Origin of the sequence: Streptomyces sp. NPDC002680 (genome assembly GCF_042889145.1) — a bacterium.
Lineage (GTDB): Bacteria > Actinomycetota > Actinomycetes > Streptomycetales > Streptomycetaceae > Streptomyces > Streptomyces adonidis.
The window spans coordinates 346,635-371,861 of record NZ_JBIAQP010000002.1 but is presented as its reverse complement, the minus strand read 5'-3'; the positions used below and the strand labels follow the sequence as shown (position 1 = coordinate 371,861).

Annotated in this window: 11 protein-coding genes; 2 read left to right on the top strand and 9 right to left on the bottom strand. The window is 72.7% G+C overall.

The genetic code is table 11. From position 1 onward, the window contains the following. Positions 1-71: 71 nt before the first annotated feature. The 3 genes from ACFYXF_RS08240 to ACFYXF_RS08230 all read right to left on the bottom strand — a co-directional run bounded on the left by ACFYXF_RS08240 (position 72) and on the right by ACFYXF_RS08230 (position 6,036). Positions 72-1,211, bottom strand: coding sequence for an LLM class flavin-dependent oxidoreductase (locus tag ACFYXF_RS08240; RefSeq protein ID WP_389348754.1), 1,140 nt, complete (start codon positions 1,209-1,211; stop codon positions 72-74). 361 nt (positions 1,212-1,572) lie between these two features. Then, entirely contained in the window at positions 1,573-4,380 is a 2,808-nt protein-coding gene (locus ACFYXF_RS08235) for a SpoIIE family protein phosphatase (RefSeq protein WP_389348753.1), read from the bottom strand. Positions 4,381-4,488: 108 nt separating this feature from the next. Next, the gene (locus tag ACFYXF_RS08230) at positions 4,489-6,036 is read right to left on the bottom strand and encodes a serine/threonine-protein kinase (protein WP_389348752.1); all 1,548 of its coding nucleotides are present in this window, start codon (positions 6,034-6,036) and stop codon (positions 4,489-4,491) included. Positions 6,037-6,137: 101 nt separating this feature from the next. Here ACFYXF_RS08230 and ACFYXF_RS08225 point away from each other — a divergent pair, with 101 nt between their 5' ends. Beyond that, a complete protein-coding gene (locus tag ACFYXF_RS08225) occupies positions 6,138-6,881 on the top strand; it encodes a Mut7-C RNAse domain-containing protein (protein ID WP_389348751.1) in 744 nt (247 codons plus the stop codon). 264 nt (positions 6,882-7,145) lie between these two features. After that, on the top strand, positions 7,146-8,189 hold the full coding sequence (locus ACFYXF_RS08220; RefSeq protein ID WP_389348750.1) for a YbhN family protein: 1,044 nt from the start codon (positions 7,146-7,148) through the stop codon (positions 8,187-8,189). A 386-nt stretch (positions 8,190-8,575) separates the two neighbouring features. On the opposite strand, the gene ACFYXF_RS08215 is transcribed toward ACFYXF_RS08220, so the two are convergent. Genes ACFYXF_RS08215 through ACFYXF_RS08190 form a run of 6 tightly spaced genes read right to left on the bottom strand, consistent with a single transcriptional unit; the run spans position 8,576 to position 24,804 of the window. Further along, a complete protein-coding gene (locus tag ACFYXF_RS08215; RefSeq protein ID WP_389348749.1) occupies positions 8,576-9,715 on the bottom strand; it encodes a class I SAM-dependent methyltransferase in 1,140 nt (379 codons plus the stop codon). Positions 9,716-9,742: 27 nt separating this feature from the next. Further along, complete coding sequence (locus ACFYXF_RS08210) at positions 9,743-10,942, bottom strand: glycosyltransferase (protein WP_389348748.1); 1,200 nt, start codon at positions 10,940-10,942, stop codon at positions 9,743-9,745. Next, entirely contained in the window at positions 10,939-11,772 is an 834-nt protein-coding gene (locus ACFYXF_RS08205) for an alpha/beta fold hydrolase (protein ID WP_389348747.1), read from the bottom strand. Before ACFYXF_RS08205 ends, ACFYXF_RS08210 begins: the two co-directional genes overlap by 4 nt. A 2-nt stretch (positions 11,773-11,774) precedes the next feature. After that, complete coding sequence (locus ACFYXF_RS08200) at positions 11,775-12,095, bottom strand: acyl carrier protein (RefSeq protein ID WP_235474867.1); 321 nt, start codon at positions 12,093-12,095, stop codon at positions 11,775-11,777. Continuing rightward, positions 12,092-17,515, bottom strand: a complete 5,424-nt coding sequence (locus ACFYXF_RS08195; protein ID WP_389348746.1) for a beta-ketoacyl synthase N-terminal-like domain-containing protein — start codon at positions 17,513-17,515, stop codon at positions 12,092-12,094. The genes ACFYXF_RS08200 and ACFYXF_RS08195 overlap by 4 nt, the downstream gene beginning before the upstream one ends. Positions 17,516-17,520: 5 nt before the next feature. Continuing rightward, positions 17,521-24,804 (bottom strand): SDR family NAD(P)-dependent oxidoreductase, encoded by a 7,284-nt coding sequence (locus ACFYXF_RS08190; protein WP_389348745.1) that lies wholly within the window; start codon positions 24,802-24,804, stop codon positions 17,521-17,523. Between the last annotated feature and the right edge of the window lie 423 nt (positions 24,805-25,227).

The window sequence follows — 25,227 nt, the reverse complement described above, 5'->3', positions numbered from 1 at the left end:
ACCTGGAGGGTGGCGCCTGCGCCGGAGCAGGTGCCGACGACGTACCGGTACCGTCAAGGCCGTTGCCGTGGTCATCCGTTCACCGCCGACTCCAGTACCCGCGCACCCCGTGCCGTCCGTTCCGCGTCGCGCTTGGCGACCTCCTCGCGGACGATCGGGATGACGTGCCGGCCGAAGTCGATGGCGTCGCCCAGCAGGTCGTAGCCACGGGCGGAGAGGATGTCGACGCCGAGGTCGTAGTAGTCGAGGAGGGCCCGGGCCACGGTCTCGGGGGTGCCGACCAGGGCGTTGGAGTTGCCCGCTCCTCCGGTGGCTGCGGCGGTCGGGGTCCACAGGGCGCGGTCGTAGCGCTCGCCCGCCTCGGCGATCGCGATCAGGCGCTGCGAGCCTGAATTCTCGGGCTGGGCCTGGCTGTTGTGGCGCTTGCTGATCAACTCGCCCCGTTCCCTGCGGGCGTTGATCACGCCGACCGTGCGGTGGGCCTTCTCCCAGGCCAGTTCCTCCGTCGGGGCGATGATCGGGCGGAACGCCACCTGGATGCGCGGTACGTCAGTGCGGCCCGCTGCCTTGGCGGCGGCCTTCACCGCCTCGATCTGCTCGGCGGTCTTCTCCAGGGGCTCGCCCCACAGGCAGTAGATGTCGGCCTCGGCACCCCCGGCGGCGTACGCCGCGGGCGAGGAGCCGCCGAACGAGACGTTCGGGCGCGGCTGTTGGACCGGGAAGACATCGCTGACGAAGTCGTGGAAGCGGTAGTGGTCGCCCTCGTGGTCGAAGGACTCATGGGTCGTCCAGATCTTCTTGACGATCCGGATGTACTCCCGGGTGCGGGCGTACCGCTCGTCCTTGGTGAGGGTGTCGCCCTCGCGGCCCTGCTCCTGGTCGTTGCCGCCGGTGATGAAGTGGACGGTCAGCCTGCCCTCGCTGATCTGGTCGAGGGTGGCGAACGTCTTGGCGGCGAAGGTCGGGTAGGAGACGTTGGGGCGGTGGGCCAGGAGGATTTGGAGACGGTCCAGTTCGCCGGCGATGTACGCGGCTGCGGGCGCGGGATCCGGCGAGCCGGAGCCGTAGGCGAAGAGCACCCGGTCCCAGCCGTGGTCCTCGTGCGCCCGGGCGAGCCGGAGCGTGTAGTCCCTGTCGAAGGCGGCGCCGGAGCGCGGGGTGGTCTCGGAGCCGTCGTTGGTCGCGGCGATGCCAAGGAATTCCACGGGCATGGGAAACGGCCTTTCTCGGGTTCCCCTGAGCCGTCCGGGCAGGACGGAACAGCCCTGCGTACAGGGCGGAACAACCCTGCTTACGGCCGCAGTTGACGGCTCGTCAGAAAAGGTGGAGGCGCGGGGGAACGAAGGAGGGCGATGGAGCGTGAAGAAGGGAGATGGAGAGCCAGGGCCGGTCAGACGGCCCGGTGCCGAGTCAGGCGCGACACGCGGCGGAGCACACTCGACAGAGGTCGATGTGGCCGCGCGTGACCAAGCGCTGCTGCTGGGCATCCATGCGAACAATTGAGCAGCACGGCTCGCCCTACGTCAACTACCGCCCGGATCTCGGACCGTTGGCACAGATTGTGGGATCAGGTCATGGCAGGGGCTGTTCGGTCCAGATGATTTTGCCGTCGGCCGTGTAGCGGGTGCCCCAGCGTTCGGTGAGCTGGGCGACGAGGAACAGGCCCCGGCCGCCCTCGTCCTCGGTGCGGGCGCGGCGCAGTCGCGGTGAGGTGCTGCTGCCGTCGGAGACCTCGCAGATCAGGGCGCGGTCGCGGAGCAGCCGGAGCTGGACCGGGCCGGTGGCGTGCCGGAGGGCGTTGGTGATCAGTTCGCTGGCCACGAGTTCGGTGGTGAAGGCCAGTTCGTCCAGGCCCCAGGCGGTGAGCTGTTCGATGACGGCCGCGCGGGCGTGGGACACGAACGCCGGGTCGCGCGGCACCGGCCACTGGGCGACCTGGTCAGGACCCAACGCGTGCGTACGGGCGACCAGCAGGGCCACGTCGTCGCTCGGCCGGGCGGGCAGCAGGGCGTCGAGGACGGCCTCGCAGGTGTCCTCCGGTGCCCGGCCCGCGCAGGCCAGGACGGTGCGGAGGCGGTCCAGGCCGACGTCGATGTCCCGGAGCCGGTCCTCGATCAACCCGTCGGTGTAGAGCACGAGTTGGCTGCCCTCGGCGAGTTCGAGCTCGACGGTCTCGAAGGGCATCCCGCCGAGTCCGAGCGGCGGTCCAGGCGGCAGGTCGACGAAGTCCACGGTGCCGTCGGGGCCGACGACCGCGGGGACCGGGTGCCCGGCGCGGGTGAGGGTGCAGCGCCGGGACACCGGGTCGTAGACGGCGTACAGACAGGTCGCGCCGATGATTCCCGAGTCCTGGTGGGTGTTCTCGACGGCCCAGCCCTCGCCCCGGTCGAGCCGTCCGACGAGGTCGTCGAGGTGGGTGAGGAGTTCGTCGGGTGCCAGGTCCAGGGCGCAGAAGTTGTGCACGGCGGTGCGCAGTCGGCCCATCGTCGCGGCGGCGTGCAGCCCGTGTCCGACCACGTCGCCGACGACCAGGGCCACGCGCGCCCCGGAGAGCGGGATGACGTCGAACCAGTCGCCGCCGACCCCGGCCTGTGCGGGCAGATAGCGGTAGGCGACCTCGACGGCGTTCTGCTGGGACCGTCCCCGGGGCAGCAGGCTGCGCTGGAGGGCGAGCGCGGTGTTGCGTTCGCGCGTGTAGCGGCGGGCGTTGTCGACGCAGATCGCCGCGCGTCCGGCGAGTTCCTGGGCCAGGGACAGGTCGTCGTTCTCGAAGGGTTCGGGCCGCTCGGAGCGGTAGAAGCCGACCGAGCCGAGCGTCGTGCCCCGCGCGCGCAACGGCACGGTGATGAGGGAGTGGATCCCCGCCCGGAGCACCCGCTCGCCCCGCACGGGATCCTGCGCGATCCAGCCGCCGTCGACGGTCAGCGCCGGTTCGAGGACGGGCTTGCGGCTCTCCAGGGCGCGGGCCTGCGGGGTGGACGCGATGTACCGGACCTCGTCGCCGACCCCGTACAGCCAGGACTCGTCGTGCACGGCGCCCAGCGCGACCCGGCGCAGCGGGGTGTCGGCGCCCAGGTGCCCCGGTTCCTCACCCCTGAGCACGGAGTCGGGCAGGTCGACGGCGGCGAAGTCGGCGAAGCGGGGGACGGCGACCTGCGTGAGTTCCTCGGCGGTCCGGGTGACGTCCAGGGTGGTGCCGATCCGGACGCCTGCGTCGTGCAGCAGCTCCAGCCGGCGGCGGGCCAGTACGGCGAGCCGCCCGACGCCGGGTTCACCGACAAGGAGCAGCCATGCGTCGGTGTCGGTTGGTTCCGGCGCCGGGGGCGCTTCGGGGACCGCGCGCAGGACGACGGGGGGCTTTCGGGCCGGCTGCTGCGGCACGGGCGGGGCATCCACGGCCGGGGTGTGGCGCAGACGCGGGCCGCCGAGGACCCGGGCCTCGACGACCACACCCGTCTCGCCCGCCGCGCCCTCGACCTGGCGGCGCAGGAGGGTGGCGGTACGGCCGCCGGACAGCAGGACCTCGTCGAGGGTGCGGTGCGGGGCGGCGATCAGCGCTTCGGCCTTCTCGCGCAGGACCGCGAGGTCGATCGGGCCGAGGACGTCGCCGTCGGGGGCGGCTCCGTGGTTCGGGGCCATGTGCGGGGACCGGGGCTCGGCCTGGGACGGATGCCGGGGCTCGGCCGGCCATCCGCTCCCATGCGTGCCGTGGTCGGCCCGGCGGTACGCGGTGAGGAGCGCCCGCTCCCGCTCCGTGGCCTGCTCCAGCAGCCGCGTCTCGATGTCCCGGGCGGCTTCCCGTACGAGCCGCATCATCGCGGGGTCGCCGTCGTCGTGCAGACAGGTCAGGTCGAGGACGGCCTCGATACGGCCGCTGAGGGGGTTGCGGATAGGGGCGCCCGCGCAGGCGAACGGTTGCAGACAGTCGGCGAAGTGCTCACGGCCCGCGACGTAGACGGGGCTGCGCCCGGCGAGGGCGGTGCCGACACCGTTCGTACCCGCGGCCCGTTCGGAGGCGTCGAACCCGGGGGCGAAATTGACACCGTCGAGGCGGTCGCGGAGCGTGCGGTCGCCGCCGTAGCGCTCGACCATCCTGGCCTGCGCGTCGCAGAGCGCGACGGTCGTGTTCAGCTCGGCGAGCGATGCGGTGAGGCGCTCCAGGACGGGCTCGGCGGCATGCAGGAACCGGTGGTCGAGCGCCAGGTCGGGGGCGTACGGGATCAGCAGCCGGTCCGGCTCGACCCCCGCGTACCGGCACCGCTTCCATGAGTCGAGCACCGAGTCCCGGACATCCGAGTCGACCCGCGCACCGGCCAGAAACCGTTCATGGGCGTCTACCAGCCCACCGATGGCGTCCCAGGCGACGGACAACGGGATCACTTCCCTCAGGCGCTCTCCACTGTAGTCCTCGCACACCCTTTGTGGTACGGATCACAGACGGATCGCAGCGGGCCCGATCCTCACGCCCAGGTCCTCACGTCCGGGTCCTCACGTCCGGGGCCGGAAGTACGCCCCCGTCGACTCCTCCCCGGTGACCGTGGCCACACAACGCATGACGCGCAGTCCGTCGGCGTACTGGGTCGCCGTGGGCGGGAGCACGTCGATGATCCAGCGGGCGGGGTCGATGGCGAGGGCCTTCTCGCTCTGTCTGGAGGCGGCCAGGACCTTGCGGGAGCAGAGCTTGAGTACGTCGGGGTGCTTGATCAGTTCCTTCTGGTTGTTGGTCATCCCGTCGGACGGCAGCGGGGCTATCGCGAAGGTCTCCCACGGGTGCGACACCAGGCAGTCGGAGCGGTTCACGCTGACGATGCCGACGTTGACGACCATGCCGCTCCAGCACTCGGCGGTCGTGGTGCAGCGACCGCCCACGCCCTCGACACCGGCCGCCGGGCAGTCCTCGGTCGTCGTCGGCACACCGAATCCGGCGTTCTGGGCCTGGGCCGACGCGATCGCCCCGCCCGTACCGGCGGCGGAGGCGGAGGGTCCGGCGGTGGACGCCTTGGAGGTCGACGGCGGCAGGTACTGGTTCGCCACCGTCCCGCCCGTACCGACGACGACCACCCCCACGACCGCGACGGACACCCGCAGCCACCCCTTCTTCTTGCGTTCGGCGGCGGCATCGGACTGCGGGACGGTGGTGGGCGGGGCGGCGGGCTGCGGGACTGTGGGAGCGAAGGTGGGGGCGAAGGCGGCGGTGCGGACGCCCGGCGCATCCTCCGTCAGGTCTACGGCGGCCAGCGCGTCCCTGAGTGCCGCCGCGCTCGGCAGCCGGTCGGCCGGGTCCGGGGCCATGGCGTGGCGGAGTACCTCGGTGAGGCGCGGGCTCACTCCGGGCAGGTCCGGCAGCGGCCAGTCGTGCCGGACGATGACCTCCGCGATCCCGAGGCTGCCCTCCGCCGGGAAGTGCGGGGGCCTGCCGTGGACGAGGGCGTAGATCGTCGCGGCGAGGGAGTAGACGTCCCCGGCAGGGGTGGGCTCGGCCAGCCGGAACGCCTCCGGCGGGGCGAACGCGGGGGTCAACGCCTCCCGGGTGACCGAAAGTTCCTGCCCTGGACGGGGCATCGCGGCCAGCCCGAAGTCGGCGAGGCCGACATTGCCGTACCGGTCGATCATGATGTTGCCGGGCTTGATGTCGCGGTGCAGTACGCCGGAGGCGTGGGCGGCGGCCAGGGCATCGGCGATGCGTACGCCGATGTCCCGGGCCTCGGCGGCCGGGAGCGGGCCCGTTCGGTGGAGCCGGTCGCCGAGCGAACCGCCGGGGCACAGCTCCAGGACCATGTACGGACGGCCGTTGTCGAGCACCCCGGCGTCGTACACCGCCACCACGTGCGGGTGGCCGGAGAGCTGACCGGCCGCCGTGACCTCGCGCAGGAAACGCTGCCGGTCGCGGTCGGTGGCCAGGACGCGGCTGTCCATCTTGAGGGCGACCTCGCGGCCGACGGCCAGTTGGCGGGCCCGGTACACGGTGGCGAACCCGCCCTGCCCGAGGACCTCGACGACCTCGTAGCCGGGCACGCCCGTACGTTCGAACTGCATGCTGCCGTACTCCCCCACCAGCGAGGCGTGTTGAGAGCGCCGAGAGTAGTGCACCGGAAAGTCCCGGGCGCTCCCGGTCTGGTCGATGACATGCTGATCGGGTGAGCAGACCGGAGATCGTGATCAGTTTCGCCCCTGAGCTGCGGCTCTTCGTCCCGGCGGAGCGGCGTGCGGGGCCTACGACCGTGATCACCGACGGGTCGTCCTCGCTCGGGCACGTGGTGGAGTCGCTGGGCGTGCCGCTCACCGAGGCCGGACGGCTGCTGGTCGACGGCCGGGAGATGCCGGTGTCCCATGTGCCGGTCGCGGGCGAGACGGTGGAGGTCGGCGCCGTCGTCCGGCCGCAACGGGTCCCGGGAGCGCCGCTCCGATTCCTGCTCGACGTGCACCTGGGCACGCTCGCGCGCCGGCTTCGCCTCCTTGGCGTGGATGCCGCGTACGAGAGCGAGGACATCGGCGATCCGGCGCTGGCCGCGCTGTCGGCGGCGGAGCGGCGGGTGCTGCTGTCGCGGGACCGGGGGCTGCTGCGGCGCCGGGAGCTGTGGGCGGGCGCGTACGTCTACAGCGACCGTCCGGACGACCAACTCCGGGACGTACTGGACAGGTTCGCGCCCGCGCTCGCCCCCTGGACGCGGTGCACCGCCTGCAACGGACGGCTGGAGCAGGCCGACAAGGAGACTGTCGGGGAGCGGCTGGAGCACGGGACGCGACGGACGTACGACGTGTTCGCGCAGTGCGTGGAGTGCGAGCGTCTGTACTGGCGGGGCGCGCACCACGCGCGGCTGGAGGCGATCGTCGAGGGGGCGATGCGGGAGTTCGGCGGGGCGGCGGGGCTGTCGGTGTGAGCACGCGCCGACGTCACCGGGCCCGGAGGCCGCCCGTGTGAGACGGCTCACGATTGAGGCGTCGATCGGCGACGACGGGGGGAGACTCCGTAAATAAAGATGCAGGCATCATTTGTGTCGCCCGTCCGCCCTCACCCCTTCTGCTCCTGGACACCACCCCGTCACGCGGACTGGGCACGCTCCTGCCGTCCGCTTGCTTCGCTCTTCATTTCCCCCCGTTCGCCCCGTTCCGCGTGGGCGCCACGCGGAAGGACGACGCGCGCTGTGTCCTCATTGCCGATAGTCCCCATAGCCCCGCCCGCCTCCACGGTCCCGCTCCCTCCCCAGGACGCCACGGACCGCACCCTCACCCCTGCCCGCCCCCCACGGTTCCCCAGCGCCCGGCACGCTCGCCGGGTGCTCTGTCTGCTGCCGCTCCTGCTCATCGGGGTCTGGGCGGCGGACAACTGGCGGGTACTGCACGACGGTGCCCGGCAGCTCACCACCGCCGACCCCGGCTGGCTGGCGATCGGGGGCGCGTTCACCCTGCTGTGCTGGATCTCCGCCGCGTTCGCCCGGCAGGGGGCGATCCCGGAGCGGCTGCCGCCCGGGCTGCTGCTGGCCTCGCAGTTCGCGGCGGGCGCCGCCAACAACGTGCTTCCGGCAGGTCTCGGCGCCCACGCGGTCACCCTGCGCTTCCTCACGGGCCGAGGCATCCCGCTGGCCCGAGCCACGGCATCCCTGGCCCTGTACTCCCTGGTCAAACCGGTGGCGAAGATCCTGGTGATCCTGGCGCTGCTGGCCACCTTCCCGACGTCCCTCGGCGCGACCGACCTCCTCCCGGACGGCGGAACCCTGCTGCCCATCGGCGTGGGCGTGGCCGCCGCGGTGGCCGCCGTGACACTGCTCCTGACCCTCGTACGTCCGCTGCGGCGCCCCCTGCTCGACGGTCTGCGCACCGCCCTGACCGACGCGCGGCGGCTGCACACCCGGCCCGCCCGGGTACTCGCCCTCTGGGGCGGGGCCGCGGGCTTCTCCCTGTGCCAGGCGGCGGTACTGGCCAGTGTCGGGGCCTCGCTGGGCCTGCCGGTGCCGTGGCCGGACGTGCTCTTCGCGTACCTCGCCGCGAGCGCCGCCGTCGGCGCCGTACCCGCACCGGCCGGAATCGGCCCGGTGGACGCGGCCCTGGTCTTCGCCCTGGCAGCACTGGGCGCCCCACTCTCCCTGGCCGCAGCGACGGTCGTCGGCTTCCGAGTCCTGACGGTGTGGCTGCCGCTGCTGCCGGGGGCACTGGTGCTGACGGTGCTGGTGCGGAACAAGGTGTTGTGAGGCGGCGGGGTGCTTTGGTGCACCCCGGTGTCCTGACCCGCTCAGGTGCGTTGATGCGCCCGGTGCCGTGGCGCACCCGGGCGCCGTGACCGACCCAGGTGTCGTGGCGCGCCAGGGCGAAGCGACCCGCCCGGAGGCCGTGCCGCACCCAGGTGCGGTGACGCGCCCGGTGCCGTGACGCGCCGGGGCGTCGTGACGCACCTGGGCGCCGTGACCGCCCCAGGTGCGTCACCCCATCCAGGTGTCGTGACCCATCCAGGCGTCGTGGCGCGCCAGGGCACAGCGACCCACCCGGAAGCCGTGCCCCACCCGGAGGCCGTGACGCACCCAGGTGCGGTGACGCGCCCGGTGCCGTGACGCGCCAAGCGTCGTGGTGTACGTCGTCTTCAGTCCCTGCGGGCCACCAGGCGGTACGCGTTGGAGACTCCCAGGCGGTGGGAGAGGGGGCGGACGGCGAAGCGGTCCAGGAGGGTGGCCAGGATCAGGAGGGGGACGCCTGCCAGCAGTAGGAGTCCGCGCAGCGTGCGGCGCCAGGCGGTCGGGGGCTGTGGGAGCCACGGGAGGTTGTCGCGCGGGGCCGTGTTGTCCAAGGCCAGCCAGACGGCGGCCAGCAGGTCGACCGGGTCGTGCGGCTCGGCGTGTTGCTCCAGTACGACCGTGAAGCCGAGGTCGGTGAGGCGTCGGCGGAGGTTGTCCACGGGGACGAAGTGCAGGTGCTGGGGCTGGAGCCAGGGCAGCCACCAGCGGCCGAGGAGGCGGGCGTAACGGCTGTCGGGGTCGGGGACCTCGATCACCACGTGGCCGCCGGGTCGGATCGCCTGTCGCGCGGCCTCCAGTTCGCGCGGGGGCTCGGTGCTGTGCTCCAGGTAGTGGAACATGCTCACGACGTCGTAACGGGCGGCGAGTTCGGGCGCCAGCTCGGTGAAGCTCCCCCGGTAGCCGCGCTCGACCCGCCCTTCCCGCTCGGCGAGCTCCGCGCCGTCGGTGAAGTCGAGCCCGTCGAAGGTCGTACCGCTGTGGACATTCCGCGCGGCCTCGCAGAAGTGGCCGTGGCCGGTGCCGACGTCCAGCCAGGTCTTCGGCGCGTCGTCGAAGGGCAGCAGGGCCCGGGCACGCTGCTCGTACATCTTCGTACGGCCCGCGAACGTGTTGCCGAGCTGCTTCTCGCCGAGTCCGTCGTAGAAGTCGCGGTAGTAGAACTCCAGCCCGGCGGCGCTGAGTCGGGGGTTCTGGAAGGTGTGCCGGCAGTCCTGGCAGCGGTCGAGCACGAACCGTCCGGGCTTGTGCTGGAGCAGGTCGGTGGTCCGCACCCGCGTCTGCAGCTTGGCCGAGCCGCACCAGGGGCAGGTGGTGCGCGGGGGTTCGAAGAAGCGGTCGAGGCCGAAGGCCAGGTCGGCCTGGTAGGTGGGCCGGAGGGCGGCGACCTGCTCCGCCTTGTCATCGCTCTTGCTCTTGCCCTTGCTCTTGCCATCGGCCTTGGCGTCGGACTTGCCCTCGGTCTGTGGCTCGTGCTCGTCGTCGCTCATTGCCGTCGTCTCCTTCATGCCGTCGTCTCAGGCCGTCTGCTGGGCGGGCGCGCCGATGGCGAGTCGCTCAAGATGCGTGGCCGCCGCGGAGGCACCCCCGGCGGCCCGGAACGCGGTACGGATCCGGCCCGCCGCGAAGCGGTAACCGGGCTCGTGCAGTACGGCGTCGATCGCGGCGCCCAGTTTCGGCGCGGTGACCCGCCCGAACCGCACCCGGATGCCCGCACCGGCCTCGACGACCTGACCGGCGACCACGGGCTGGTCGTCCCGGATGGGCGCGACGACGAGCGGCACCCCGTGCCAGAGCGCCTCGCACACGGTGTTGTGCCCGGCGTGGCAGACGACGGCGTCGACCCGTTCGAGGAGCGGGAGTTGGGGGACGGAGGGCACGATCAGCACGCCCTTGTCCTCCCCGGTGCTGGGGAGGACGCCCGCCGGGTCGACGATCACCGTCTGCGTGCGGTCCGCCCGTTCATGCGCGGCGGCCCGACACTCACTCAAGAAGCGTGCGCCGACATCCGTGTTGGCGGTGCCGAGGGTGACGAGGACGGTCGGGCGGGCGGGGTCGAGCCAGTCCCAGGGGAAGCCGGACGGGGCGGGCCGGTCGGCGACGGACGGGCCGACGTAGCGGATCTGGTCGCCTGTCCGGGCCTCCGGGCCGACGAACTCCGGTGTACTGAAGGCCAGTACGAGGTGCGGGGAGAACCGTGGATCGGCGACACCGGGGCTGCCGATCCGTTCCCGGAGGCCGCCCAGCAGCTCGTTCAGCCACTCCTCGACCTTGGGCATGCCGGAGAGTACGTCGGTGAACTCGGCGGAGGTGGTGGCCGAGGTGGCCCAGGGCAGGCCCAGCCGCTCGGCGACGAGGCCACCGGCGAGCGCCTGTTGGTCGGCGACGACGACGTCCGGCCCGAACTCCCCCACGGCGGCGGCCACTCCGGGAGCCATCTCCTCGGCGAGCGGGGCGAGGAAGCGTTCCCAGAGGAACTTCAGCGCCTCGGGCCCCCGCAGGTCCGGCGGCCGTACGCCGTCACCGGAGCCGGGGACGGGCCCCGCGCACGGGAAGACGGTGGCGTCCGCTCCGGCGAGCCTGTGCACCAGCCCCGGATCGGCGCACGCCCAGGCCGACTCGTGCCCGCGCGCGGCGAGTTCGGCGGCGACCCCGACGGCCGGGTTGATGTGCCCGACGAGCGGCGGCACGACGAACAGGAACCTGGAACGGCTCACCGCGCGTCCGCCCCCGCCAGCTGAACCGGAACGGGACCGGCGGAGCCGTGGATGAGCGACAGGATGTGCCCGCCCACGGTCCCCGACGCCTCGACGAGCACGGAGTGTTCGTGCCCCGGTACGACGACGGTCCGGCAGTCGGGCAGCAGAGCCTCCAGCCAGGGCGCGTGCTCGGCGAGGTCGGAGTCACCCCCGTACAGGCCAAGCACCGGACAGCGTACGGAACTTATCTCGGCCTCGGTCAGCACGCGGCTGGCCGGGATGTCCTGGGCGAGCGTCGTCTCGCGGGCCAGCCGGGCGGCGCCCTTGGCCAACCGGGCGGTGTTCTGGCTGCGGTTGGCGGTGATCCAGGCGATGGCGTCGGCCTCGTTGTGGGCGAGTTCGTGCATGACCCGGCCGAGGATGCCGTCGAGTTTGCCCGCCCAGGCGGCGGTTGCCGGTTCGGACTCGATGAGGGAGACGCTGGCGGTGCGCTCGGGGTGGCGGGCCGCGTAGCCGAACGCGACTGTTCCGCCGTAGGAGTTGCCGACGAGATGGACCGGGCCGGTCACCTCCAGACGGTCGAGAAGGGCCTCCAGGTCGTCGATGTTGTCGTCGAGGGTGTAGCCGGTCGCGGGGCGGGTGGAGCGGCCGTGGCCGCGCAGGTCGTACATGACGACGTCGATGCCGGAGGCGGCGAACGCCGGTGCCACGGTGAAGTAGTAGCTGGCCAGGCTGTCGGTGAGCAGGCCGTGCACGAGTACGGCGGTGGCGGTGACCGGACGGTCACCGCGCGGCCCGATGCGCTGGGCGTGCAGGCGCAGACCGCCCCCGATGTCGACGATCGCCATGGTCAGCCCGCCTCCGCCGCTTTGAGGCTGGCGACGACGTGCTCCACCAGCCGTCCGACGGTGAGTTCGATGATCTCGTCGAACTCCATCCCGGCCAGGAACTCGGCGAAGTTGACCCGGTTGCCGTACTTCTCCTCCAGCAGCCCGGCCAGGGTCACCAGGTCGATGCTCTCCAGCTCCAGGTCGCGGTTGAAGGTGGTGTCCATACGGATCTCGACGTCGTCGAGGCCGTACTCGTCGAGGAGGGTCGCGAGCATGCCCGCGATGTCGGCGAGCACGGCCTCCTCGTCGGCGGTCCCGATCTTCTGCCCGTTGAGGCTCATAGCTCCAACTCCCTTTCCTCGACTGCCTCTACTGCTTCCGCTACTGCTTCCGCTGTGGCTGATCCGGTCGTCCAGGCGACGACGTACTCCCTCTCCGGCAGTCCGGGGGGATTGCCGGTCCGCTCGTGGTGCACGGTGTAGGCGGGCGCGAGCCGCCCGGAGACCAGCAACCTGTCGGCGGCCGGCACCTCCCGTACGGCGAAGTCCCTCGGCCTGCCCCCGAATCCGGTGCCCTCCGCCTTCGCGACCGCTTCCTTGGCGGCCCAGAAACGGGTGAACCAGAGCGCCTCGGAGTCGCCCGTGGCGGTGGACTGGGCCCGGAGGAGGGCGAGTTCGGCCGGGTTGAGGGCGGTGGCGAGGGTCGAGGCGTCGCGGTGGACGACTTCCTCGATGTCGATACCGGGCCCGGTGCCGGGGGCTCCGGGGGCGGAATCGGTCCGGCGCGGCCGTACGATCGCCACCCCCGCCTCCCCGGAATGGGCGAGCGAGATGTCCAGCGGGGGCAGGGTCCGGCCGTGCAGCCCGGTGACGTAGGGCCGCCCGGACGACGGGTCGTTGTGCACCCGGATCTCGGCCGGGAACACGCCTCCCTCGCCTTCCTTCTCCCAGAGCCACCGTCGGACGGCGTCCTTGGCCGCGATCCGGCCGAGCAGCCACTGCCGACGACCACGCGGAGCGTGCCGCTCGTACAGCGAACGCTCCTCGCCGCCAAGGGAGTTGCGCATGATGAGGTCGCGGGAGGCGAGGTCGGGCCAGCGTTCGTGGAGCAGTACCCAGTTGCCCGGCCGGGCCTCGGAGAGGGTGTTGCGCTCGGGGAAGCGTTCGACGGGCCTGGTCTGGGGGTCGTTGTCGAAACGCCGGTCCTGCCAACCGCTGAGCACGGCCCAGACCCGGCCGCCGACGGTGAGTTGTATGTCGGCTTCGAGGAGGGTGTCGGTGAGCTTGGTGATCCGTACGAAGCAGTCGACATCGGTGCCGGGGGTGGGATGAGCCCCGTAGAACCGCATCTCCCGCATGCCCACCGGGAACACGACCGTCCGCTCGGTGCGCGTCGCCATGATCCAGTACCCGAGGATCTGCCCCACGTTGTCGAGGAGGGACCCGGGCGCGGGCGGGGTGGTGATGACCCCTCGTACGTGCGCCTCGCCCATCGCGGTCAGCTCGGTGACCCCCTGGAACGCCGGGCCGTGGAACATCCAGCGCTCGGAGTAGAGCTGGGCGGCGGTGTGGTCGGGGGCGCGTTCGGTGGAGGGGGTGACGGGCCAGGGGGTGGGGCGGGTCCCGGGGTCCGGATACGCCGGGGCGAGTTCGACGGTGGCCCGGGCTCGGGGGCCGAAGGAGACGGCACGGTGGGTGGGGGTTCCGGGGACGGGGGTGACCGTCACGTCCACGTCGAGGGGCGGGGTGGCGGTGAGCCACTGGTCGAAACGGGCGTTGTGAACGGCGACGGCTGTGGGCGGGGGCCCGGGTTCCGCCGCCTCCGCTGCTTCCATGATGTGCTGCACGATCGTCGTCGCCGGGACCACCGGCCAACGGTCGGCGACGTCCGGCCAGCCGGGGCGCTGCGGAAAGAAGCAGTGGTCCAGGAGGTACGGCATGGAGTCCGGGGATACGTGGACCGTGGTGTGCCATGCGGCGTCGGCGGGCTGGGGCGGGGTGAGCGGTCGTCCGCCGGGGACGGCGGACCGGGGGTGCGGGGGCAGGGCGCCGGGGGTGCGATGGGGTGCGCCGAGCCCGGCGGGCGTGCCGAACGCCCGGGGAGAAACCCCGGCGGGCGCGATGCCGGCCGCACCGGCCAAGCCCGCACCCCGCACAGGCCCACCCGGGCCGTCACCACGCCCCGTGGGCGTGAGAGGCGGCCCGGAGAACCCTGCGGGCGTGACGAACCCCTGGGGAGAGACCCCGGCCGGTGCGGCACCTGCCGGGTCGGCCGAGCCCGCAGTCCTCGCAGGCCTGCCCGGGCCCTGAGCCGCGCCGCCCGCGTACGCCTCGGCGGCGCCCGGACGGTGACGGCCCGCGCCGATCAGTTCGGCGGCCGTGTCCGCCGTCTCCCGTAGCAGGGCGCGGAGTTCGGCGGCGGCTGGGAAGCGGCCCGCGAGGGCATCCAGCGGTGATGTCTGTCCGGTGGTGCCCGGGAGCCCGGCAACGCCGGGTGTCTCGGGGGCACCCGACGCGCCTGCGGCACGCGCCCGTTGAGCCGGAACCGGAGTCGAGGCGGCGTCCGGGAGGCTTACAGCGCCGGGCGTCCCTGGGGCTCCCAACGCCCCTGCGGCACCCGCCCGTTGAGCTGAGACCAGCGCCGAGGCAGCGTCCACCGGCGACGCCGGTCCCGCTGCGCCCAGGAGGCCAGCAGCAGCGGACGCCTCCGTGGCCCCCAATGCCCTTGCTGCGACCGTCCGTTGAGCCGAAACCGGCGACGGACCGACGCCCGGCAGCGCGGTGGCAGCCGACGTCCCCGTGAAGTTCCGCCCCGGGCTCAGTTCCGCGCGCAGTCCGGTGAGTGTTCCTTCGTCGAGGGAGACGAGGGCGCCGCCCAGGTCCAGCCGGACCGGTGGACGGGCCGACGGCCGGTCCCCCCGCACGGGGCTTCCGGCGCCGGCCGGTTCCGTGGAGCGGTCGGAGGGACCGGCGACATGGAGGGCGATGTGGGGAGCGGCCTCGTTGCCGGTGGCCTCGCTCCTGGCGGGCGACGGCAGCGCCGGTGCCGTCGCCCGCCCCGCCACCCACAACGCCGTGGCCACGCGCCGGAGTTGCGCGAGGCCGTCGCGGTGCGGGGAGTTGGCGGCCACGACCAGATGATCGTGCCCGGACAGCGTGTCGCCGATGAGGGAGCCGAGTTGGCCGGTGCCGACCTGGACGAAGGTCCGGTGTCCGGCCGCGTACATCGCCTCGACCAGCTGCCGGAAGCGCACCGGTTCCAGCAGATGCCGTACGAACAGCTCACGCACCGCCGATTCGCCCGACGGAAAGGGCGCCGCCGTCGTTCCCGACCAGACCGGGACCGTCGGCGGCTGGAGCTCGAAGCTGCTCGCGGCCTGCTCGATCGGGGCCAGATACGGCGCCAACATCGGTGTGTGGAAGCCCGATTGGAAGGGCAGCACCTGGCTCAGCACGCCCCTCGCACGGAACGCCCGTACGAACTCCTCGACCGCCGCCTCCGGACCGCACACCATCGACTGGCTGGGCGCGTTGTCGTGCGAGAGCACGATTCCGGCGTCCGCCCAGCCCTCCTCGGCGAGTGCCGTGAGGACCCGTTCGGCGGGTGCGCCGATCGCCCCGAAGGCCAGCCCCGGCACGGTCACCGAGTCGGGGTCGAAGGTCGCCATGAAGGCGCCGACCTCGTCGGCGTCGTACAGGCCTGCGGCTGCCATCGCCGTCCATTCGCCGACGCTGTGCCCGGCCACCGCGTCCGGGACGACGCCCATGCGGCGCAGCGCCCGGTCGAGCAGCAGCCCGACCCCGACGACCCCGAACCCGTGCCGGCCGACGTCCCCGACCTCGGCCCGTTCGTCACCGGCCGACAGGACTCCGTCCAGGCCGAAGTGCGCGGCGATGTCGTCGACTCGGGGGTCGAAGTCGCCCTCCAGGCCAGGGAAGACGAAGGCCAGCCCTCCCAACTCCCCATCCGTGTCCGCCTGTAGTGGCTCCGGGCGGAACCAGACATCGCTACGCCCGTGCCACGCCCGCCCCTTGGCGACCGCCCGGCGCGCCAGCGTGAGTCGCTTCGCGGTCGGATCGACGATGCCGAGCCGAGTCCGCCCGGCCTGTGGATGTGTGCGCGTGGCGTCGAGACCGGCGGCGAGTACGGCCGTGTCGTCCGCGTCCAGGAGGGCGGCGAGGCCCTCGGGGGACTCGGCGGCGAGCAGCAGGACACGCTCGGGCTCGACGACGGCCACCGACGGTACGACAGGAGAGGCCACCTTCCTGGCGCCGGCCCGCGCCCCCGGCGCCTCCTCCAGCACCACATGCGCGTTGATCCCGCCGAACCCGAACGCGTTGACCGCCGCCCGCCGCACCGGCTGCTCTGCCGTCGTCTCCCAGGGCGCAGCCTTGTCCAGCGGGCGGAACCGGGTGGCCGCGAGGGCCGGGTTCGGGTCGTCGCAGTGGAGGGTGGGCAGGAGCATGCCGTGGTGGACGGCGAGGGCCGCCTTGACCAGGCCGGCGACCCCGGCGGCGGGCATGGTGTGCCCGATCATCGACTTCACGGAGCCGATCACCGCCGTACCGCCACTGCCGCCCGAGCCCTCCCCCGGCCCGAACACCTCGGCCAGCGTGGTCAGTTCGGCCGCGTCTCCGGCGGGGGTCGCCGTGCCGTGGGCTTCCAGGAGGCCAAGCGAGCCCGGCTGGGCCGGGTCGAGTCCGGCGGCACGCCAGGCCTGGCGTACGGCGTGGGTCTGGCCGCCGGGGTCGGGGTTGACGAGCCCGGCGGCGCGACCGTCGCTGGCCACGCCGGTGCCCCGGATGACGGCGTAGATCCTGTCTCCGTCGCGCTCGGCGTCCGCGAGGCGCTTGAGGACGACCACGCCGGTGCCCTCACCGATGAGGATGCCGTCGGCGCCCCGGTGGAAGGGGCGGATGCGCTGGCTGGGCGAGAGGGCGCGGAGCTGCGAGAAGACGCTCCACAGGGTGATGTCGTGGCAGTGGTGGACTCCGCCGGCAAGCATCAAGTCACAGCGGCCCGAGGCCAGTTCGTTCACCGCCTGGTCCACGGCCACGAGCGACGAGGCACAGGCCGCGTCCACGGTGTACGCCGGTCCGCGCAGGTCGAGCCGGTTGGCGACCCGGGAGGCGGCGAGGTTGGGCACCAGCCCGATCGCCGACTCGGGGCTGTCCGGACCGAGGCGATCCGTGAACGCCGTACGGACGCGGTCCAGTTGGGCGGGATCCAGGTCAGGCAGCAACTCCCCGAGCGTGCGGACGAGTTGGCCCGCCGTCCGGACCCGCTGGTCGAGCCGGACGAGGCCGGGGGTGAGATAGCCGCCCCGGCCGAGGACCACGCCGATCCGGTGCCGGTCGGGCAGCCAGCCGTCCAAGTCCCCGCGTCCCTCGCCTCCTTGCTGTGTGTCGGCGAGGGCGGCGGCGGCCACGTTGAGGGCGATCAGCTGGTCGGGCTCGGTGCCGGACACGGAGTTCGGCATGATCCCGAACCGGGTGACCTCCACCTCCGCCAGCTCGTCCACGAACCCGCCGCGTCGGCAGTACACCTGGTCGGCGACGGCCCGGTCACCGGCGGAGTCCGGCCGGTAGTAGGCGTCCGCGTCCCAACGCCCGTCCGGTACCTCGGTGATGGCGTCCGTACCGGCGAGCAGGTTCCGCCAGTAGGCGTCGAGGTCGGCGGCGCCGGGCAGCAGCACCGACATGCCCACGATGGCCACGGGGGTGGACGTGCCGCCCGCCCCCTCTGTGTGACGTTCCGTCATGTCGGCTACCAGCCCGACGAGGTGTAGACGACGGCGCCCGCCGACTCCTCGCCCCAGGCCAGTTCCCTGAGCAGCGCGGCCGTGCCCTCCTCGGGGTCGATGAGCCTGACCCCGCGCCGGGCGTACTCGCGCCCGAGTTCGGGGGTGACCATGCCGGTGTGGCCGCCGGTCGGTGCCCATGGCCCCCAGTGCACGGTCAGGGCCCGCTGTCCGCTCCGGGCCGCCCAGGCGGCGCCGAGGCTCTGGAGGGCGTCGTTGGCGGCGGCGTAGTCGACCTGGCCCCGGTTGCCGAGGACAGCGGAGATGCTGCCGAACAGGACGGCGAAGGCAGGGCTGTTGGGGAGTTGTTCCAGTGCGGCGAGCAGGGTTTCGGCGCCGCTGATCTTCGTCCCGTACACGCGCTGGAAGGACTCGGTGGTCTTCTCGGCGATGAGCCGGTCCTCGATCACCCCGGCCGCGTAGACGACCCCGTCGAGGCGGCCGTGTTCGGCGTGGATCTCCTTGACGGCCTGGAGCGCCGCGTCCTGTTCCCGGAAGTCGACGGAGTGGTAGCGGGCCGGGCTGCCGAGGGCCTGGAGTTCGTCGAGGGTGGCGGTGATCTCCCGCTGGGCGAGCAGGAGTTCGGCCTCACGGTTGATCTCGGCGGGCTTCAGTCCGCCCCGGGCGGCGAGGACCGCGCGCAGTTCGGCCTGCGTACGGGCGGCTGCCGTGGCCGCGTCCTCCGGGCCGTCCGGTGCGGGGGTGCGGCCGAGCAGTTCGATCCGGCAGCGGGAGGCGGAGGCCAGCGCGGCGGCGAACTTCGCGGTGATGCCCCGCGCCCCACCGACCAGCAGGACCACGCTGTCACGGTCCAGCCCGACGGCGGCGGCCTCGGCGGCACCGTCCCCGGCGGGTCCGGCACCGGTGGTGCCGAGTGCGCCCAGCGGGGTCTCGACCAGCTCAAGTCCATGGCGCCCGGCGGCGGTTCGCAGGACGACCGGCGCCCGGTCGGAGGCGAGCAACTCGGCGAGCAGGGCATCGGCAACGGCACCCGCGCCCGCCTCCCCCGCCCCGAGGTCGATGATCCGGGCGTCCGTCTCCGGGTACTCCCGGGCGACGGTACGGAAGAGCCCGTGCAGCCCGGCCGACCTCAACTCGCCCTCGCCCGGGGCGCCTTCCGCAGCCACCCGCACCGCGAACAGCCAGCGCGGGCCGAGCCCCAGGGCCGCCTTGAACACGGGGAACGCGTCGGGCAGCACGGGAGGCCTGGACGCGGCCAGCGGATCGAGGAACAGCACCCCGTCGACCGGCCCGTCGGCCTCGGTCAGCAGATGCTCGGGGCCGAGGACGACCGCGTCGGCGCCATGCCCGACGAGCCGGGCCACGACCTCACCGGCCACCACACCCTCGTCGTCGTCACCGAGCACCACGAACCGCTTGCCGCCGAGCACAGCGGAGAAATCGGCATCCCCGTCCTGCTGCTCCAGCAGCACAGGCCGCAACTGGAACCGCTTCGGCGCCTCACCGACGACCTCGGGGTACGCGTCGGCCACCGGCTCCTCGGCCTCCTGGGCTTCGGCGCCCGGCCCAGCGAGCCGCGCCGCCAGCCACCCGGTGACCGAGGCCGCCGTACGGGCCTTGGCGAGGTCCTCCAGCTCGGCATCGTCGAGCGCGGTGATGTCACCGCCGCCCCCGACCCCGAGCCGCTGGGCCAACTCGCCCGCGATCTCGGCCCGCTTGATCGAGTCGATACTGAGATCGGCCTCCAGATCGAGATCCGGCTCGATCATGTCCACGGGATATCCAGTGCGCTCACTGATGATCTCCAGCACCACACCCAACACATCCGCCTCCGAGAACCCCACGGCGGCAGAAGCAGGAGCGGCAGCAAGTGCGGGCGGAGACACGGCCGTTGTGGTGAGCCGCGCCGCCAGCCACCCCGTCACCGCAGCCGCCGTACGAGCCTTGGCCAGATCCTCCAACTCGGCATCACCGAACGAGCTGACATCCGCACCCCCGACCCCGAGCCGCTGGGCCAACTCGCCCGCGATCTCGGCCCGCTTGATCGAGTCGATGCTCAGATCCGCCTCCAGATCGAGATCCGGCTCGATCATGTCCACCGGATACCCCGTGCGCTCACTGATGATCTCCAGCACCACACCCAACACATCCGCCTCCGAGAACCCCACAGCGGCGGGGGCCGGAACGGGAGCGGGTACGGCGTACAGCGCCGGCGGATACGTGGGGGCGGCGGGTACCGCCTGGGGTGCCTCGGCAGCCCACACGGGCTCCGGTGCCGCCGCCGGGCCGGGTATCCACTGGCCGGGCGCCGCGCCGAAGTACGTGAGGAGTACGTCCCGTTGGGCGGCGACCATCTCGCGGCTGGTGCGCAGGAACTCGGAGATCAGCGCGTCCCTGCCGTCGGGGCCGTGGGCACCGTTCTGGTGATTCGCGGTCACTGTCGTCGTCTCCACTACGCGTCGGGCCGGTGCGAGGGCACCGGGGAGGAGGTCGCCGGCGGCGGTGCGGACCAGGTGGCCGTCGACCGTCCAGCCGGGCCGCTTGGGTGCCTTGGTCCGGGTCGCGTCGACGGCGTCGCGCCCGTGGAACAGCCACCCGGTGCGCACCGGCAGCCCCGCGACGGCCAGTTGGGCCAGCGCGTCGAGCCAGCCGCGCAGTCCGCTCTCGGGGCGCGGTTCGCAGGCGACCGTGCGGTGCGGGCGGTCGCCGAGGATCTGGCCGACCAGCCGGGTCAGTACGGAACCGGGCCCGGCCTCGACGAAGATCCGGGCGCCCGCCTCGTACATGGCCTCGATCTGGGCGACGAAACCGACGGGGGCGCCGATCTGGGCGGCGAGTTCGGCCCGTACCGCGTCGGCGTCGGTGCCGTACGGGGCGGCCGTGCGGTTGGACCAGACCGTGAACTCGGGTGCGTGGACGGGCTGTTCGGCCAGTGCCGTCGCGAAGCGTTCCCCGGCCCCGGCGACCAGCGGGCTGTGGAAGGCACAGGCGACGGGGATCCGCTTTGCGCCGAGCCCGGCCGCGCGCAGCAGCCGTACAGCCTCTTCGACGGCCTCCGTCGGACCCGAAATCACCGTCTGCTTCGGCGAGTTGTGGTTGGCGACGACGACCGAGGCGGGCGCGTCGGCGGCGCGCAGGGCAGCCACGACTTCCTCCGCGCCCGCCGCCACCGCCGCCATCGTCCCCGGGTCGGCGCCGTTGGCCTCGCCTGCGGCCGAGAGGATCGCGGTCGCGCGTTCCGCGCTCAGTGCGAGGAGTGCCTCCGGGTCCAGGGCACCGGCCGCGCTGAGGGCGACGAGTTCGCCGTAGCTGTGTCCGGCGGCCATGTCGGGGTGTACGCCCGCCGTGGTGAGCAGGGCGTGCGCGGCGAGACCGGCGATGCCCAGGGCCGGCTGGGCGACCCGGGTGTCGGTCAGCGCGGTGTGCTGGCGGTCGCGGGTGGTGTCGTCGAAGGCGGTGGGCGGGTAGAGGGCGTCGGCGTGGTCGCGGCCGAGTTCCAGGTAGTACTGGAGTTCGGGCAACGCGACGAACACGTCGGCGAGCATCCCGGTCCGCTGACTGCCCTGCCCCGGGAAGAGGAAGGCAACCTTGCCGGAGACATCCTCCGACGCCTGGGCAGCGAGGTGGATGCCCGCGCGCGGGTCGTGCTCCCCCGCCAGCGCCCGCCGCAACTGCCCGGCCAGCCCTGCCACATCGGTCGCCACGACCGCCACCTGCACCGGCTCGTGCCGGGCGTCGGAGCGGCGGGAGGCGGCGAGCGCGAGGTCGCGCAGCCGCCAGGCGGACTGCTCGTCCTCCGCCGCCTTCAGTACGTCCTCGATGGCGCGCCGTGCCCCCGCCGGATCGGCCGCCCGGAACGTGAACAGCTCGGCCGGCCAGGCGTCCAGCGCGTGCACGGGCGGTGCGGAGTCCGCGTAGGCCTCAAGCACCACATGGAAGTTGGTGCCGCCGAAGCCGAACGCGCTGAGCCCCGCGACCCGTTCCGCCGCCGGAGCCGCCCAGGGCCGCGCCTGGCCGTGGAACGCGAACGGGCTGCTGCCCTCCTCCCAGGCGGAGTTGGGCCTGCTGACGTGCAGGGTGGGCGGCTTGACCCCGGTGTGCAGGGCGAGCACGGTCTTGATGAGCCCAGCGAGGCCTGCGGCGCACTTGGTGTGCCCGATCTGCGACTTGACCGACCCGAGGGCGATAGCCCCGGACTTGGCCCCGGCCTCGGTGAACACCTCGCTCAGGATGGTAAGTTCGGTGCGGTCCCCGACCACGGTCCCGGTGCCGTGCGCCTCGACCAGTCCGACCTCGGCGGGCGAGACACCCGCGTTGCGGTACGCCCGTTGCAGCGCCGCCCGCTGCCCCTCGGGCCGGGGAGCCGTCAGCCCGAGCGAACGCCCGTCGCTGGAACTGCCAACTCCCTTGATGACGCCGTAGATCCGGTCGCCGTCGCGCTCGGCATCGGAAAGCCGCTTGAGCACGACACACGCGACGCCCTCCCCCAGCGCGATCCCGTCCGCCGAACTGTCGAAGGCACGCGAACGCCCGGTCGGGGACAGGGCGTGCACGGAGGAGAAGAGCACGTAGTCGTTGATGCCGTTGTGCAGATCGGCGCCGCCGCACAGCACGACGTCGCTCGTCCCGCCCACCAGTTCCTTGCAGGCCACGTCGACGGCGGCCAGGGACGAGGCGCACGCGGCGTCGACCGTGTAGTTGGCGCCGCCGAGGTCGAGCCGGTTGGCGATGCGGCCGGAGATGACGTTGGCGAGCATGCCCGGGAAGGAGTCCTCGGTCAGCTTGGGCAGCTGGTCCACGAGTCCGTCCGGGACCTTGCCGTAGTACGACGGCAGTACGGCCCTGAGCGTGCCCGCGTTGGACAGGTCGCTGCCCGCCTCCGCGCCGAAGACGACCGAGGTGCGTGAGCGGTCGAACTCCCGTCCCCGCTCGCCGTATCCGGCGTGCGCGAGGGCCCGTCGGGCGGCTTCGAGGGCCAGCAGCTGGACGGGTTCGATGCTGCCGAGCGAGGTGGGCGGAATGCCGTACGAAAGCGGGTCGAAGGGGATGCGGGGCAGGAAGCCGCCCCATTTGGAGGGGGTTACGCCGCCGTCCCCGTCCTCCGCCGAGTAGTGCACGGCCGGGTCCCAGCGGTCGGCCGGCACCTCGCCCACCGCGTCATGGCCGCCGAGGACGTTCGCCCAGAAGGCGGCGAGGTCGGGGGCGTCCGGGAACATGCAGGCCATGCCGACGACGGCGACGTCGAGGGGCGCGGGGGCCTCGGCCTCTTCCGGAGGACGCACCCCGAGCCGCTCCCGCAGCCGTGCGGCCTGTCCGGTGAGGAAGTCGGCGGCGCCGTCCGCCACGGAGTGGTGCAGCGCGTCGACAGTCGTGGTCGCCGAGCGCAGCACGGCCACCTCCCCGGCCATGAACATGCCCTCGGCGAGCTGCCGTTGCTCGTCCACGGCCGCCAACTCGCCCTCGGCGTCCCGCTCGATGCCCTTGCTGGCGATGCGGAGCCGACCGACGTTGAGCCGCTCCAGTTGCTCCCAGATCTGCCGCTCGGGCACCCCGTTCGCCCTCAACTCCGTCTCGAACTCACGGTAGTTGTCGCTGAATGGGCTGGGCACGCACCGGGTGGCATGACCGGGCGCCGTCTCCAGGAGCGCGGTGCTGGTCGCCTCGACGACCTGCTGCTGGAAGAGCGGCTGGACCGCCCCGCAGACCACGGCCTCCTCGGTGAACAGGTATGCGGTGCCCATCAGTACGCCGACGGCCGCACCGCGCGCGGTCAGCGGAGCGGCGAGCGCGGCGACCATCGCGGCCGACCGCTCGTCATGGACGCCGCCCGCGAAGAACACCTCGACCTGCTGGGCGGCATCCTCCCCGGCTGCCGCCAACCAGTCCTCGATGACGGCGAGTTGGGCCTCCCAGAGCGGAAAGCTGCCGCGCGGTCCGACATGCCCGCCGCACTCGGACCCCTCGAACACGAACCGGCGGGCCCCGGCCTCCAGGAACTGCTTCAGCAGCCCCGGCGAGGGCACGTGCAGGAAGGTCGCGATCCCGGCCCGCTCCAGCGCCTCGGCCTGGGCGGGCCGGCCGCCCGCGATGATGGCGTGCGTGGGCCGCAGCTCCCGTACGGCTTCGAGCTGGGCGTTGCGCATCTCCTCGGGCGCGAACCCGAGGACGCCGACACCCCAGGGCAGGTCGTCGCCGACGGCCTCCCGGGTCTCGGCCAGCATGGTCCGGGTCTGCTCGCTACTGGCGAGGGCCAGCGCGACGAACGGCAGCGCCCCGCCCCCGGCGACGGCCGCCGCGAACCGTGCCTGGTCGCTGACGCGGGTCATCGGCCCCTGGGCGATGGGCAGTTGGGTGCCGAGCGCCCGGCTCATCGGGGAACCGGTGCGCAGCGCACGTACAGGCTCGTCACCCCGTACGACATCGTGGACGGCGTCGGTGAGGGCGCGGACCGTGCGGGCGGTGTCGGTCCAGCGGTCGGCGAAGCGGGCGGCGAGGAAGCCGTCCTGGCCGACCGGGAGGAGCTGGGTGCGCGGGTCCTGGGCGCCGAGCAGCGCAGCGACCGCCGCCGGATCGCCGGCGGGGACGGGCGGGGCGTCGGGGCCGCGCCGGTGCAGTACGCGGTGACCGGCCACGACGACGGTTTCCGAGCCGTCCATGGAGCGCAGCGCGGCGGCCGTGGCCTCCGGCAGCGAGGACTCGGTGAGCAGGGCGAGTTGGCTGTCGAGCACGACGCCCGCCGCTCCCCCGGCCACGGCGGCGGCCGCTGTACGGGGGCCGATGCCGCCGCGGGCCCAGACGGGGAGGTCGATGCCGGGTTCGGCGAGGAGGCGTTGCAGCAGGACGAAGGTGCTCAGCTCGCCGATCCGGCCGCCGCCGTCGCTGCCCCGGGCGATCAGCCCGTGCGCGCCCGCGCGGACAGCTGCGAGGGCCTCCGCCAGGTCGGTGACCTCCACAAGGACGCGATGGTGGGCGGCGATCGCATCGGCAGTCCACGGCCCGCCCAGGACATCGGGCGCGAGGATCACGGTGTCGGGGCCGCCGACGCCCGCGAGTTCGGCCGGCGCGAGTCGGCAGTGGGGGCCGATCCGTACGCCGTACCGGAAGCCGGAGCCGGGGGCGGCGAGGCGTCGTATCCGCGCGAGCGCGTCTCTCGCTCTCCGGTCGCCGAGGCCCAGGTCGAGTACTCCCAGCCCGCCGGCCCTGCTGACGGCGGCGGCGAGGCGGGCGTCCGGTTCGCCGAAGGGGGTTACTCCGATGATCAGTTCAGAGGCGCGCACGGCAGACGTCATGATTCTCCGAAATATTCGGTGAAACTGCACGGTGGGGGTTTTGTGTGGCGCGGAAGCACTTCACTTCAAGGCACTTCACTTCTGGGGGGAATCCAACGGGAAGTTAGCGCCGACATTACTCACCAGTCAACATGGCGTGGAACGATCCGTGTGCGGCCGATTTCATTCGGCCACCATCGACCAGCCACCCCAAGTCCCGAAAAACCGTCCAATTCCAATCAGTTACGACGTCACCGCAGACCCGGCGCCCCACCTCTTGACGTCAGGCTCCTGTCAGATACGCGGTTTAATTCACTTCCGCCTCACGCTTCGGAAACACGACCAGTGGGCGAAGTAAACCTTGTAAATTCTTCATGTACTTATCCGGCATTCCACGCCTCCTTCCCGAACAAGAGGCAGGACACACCAGAACGAGCCGACCTC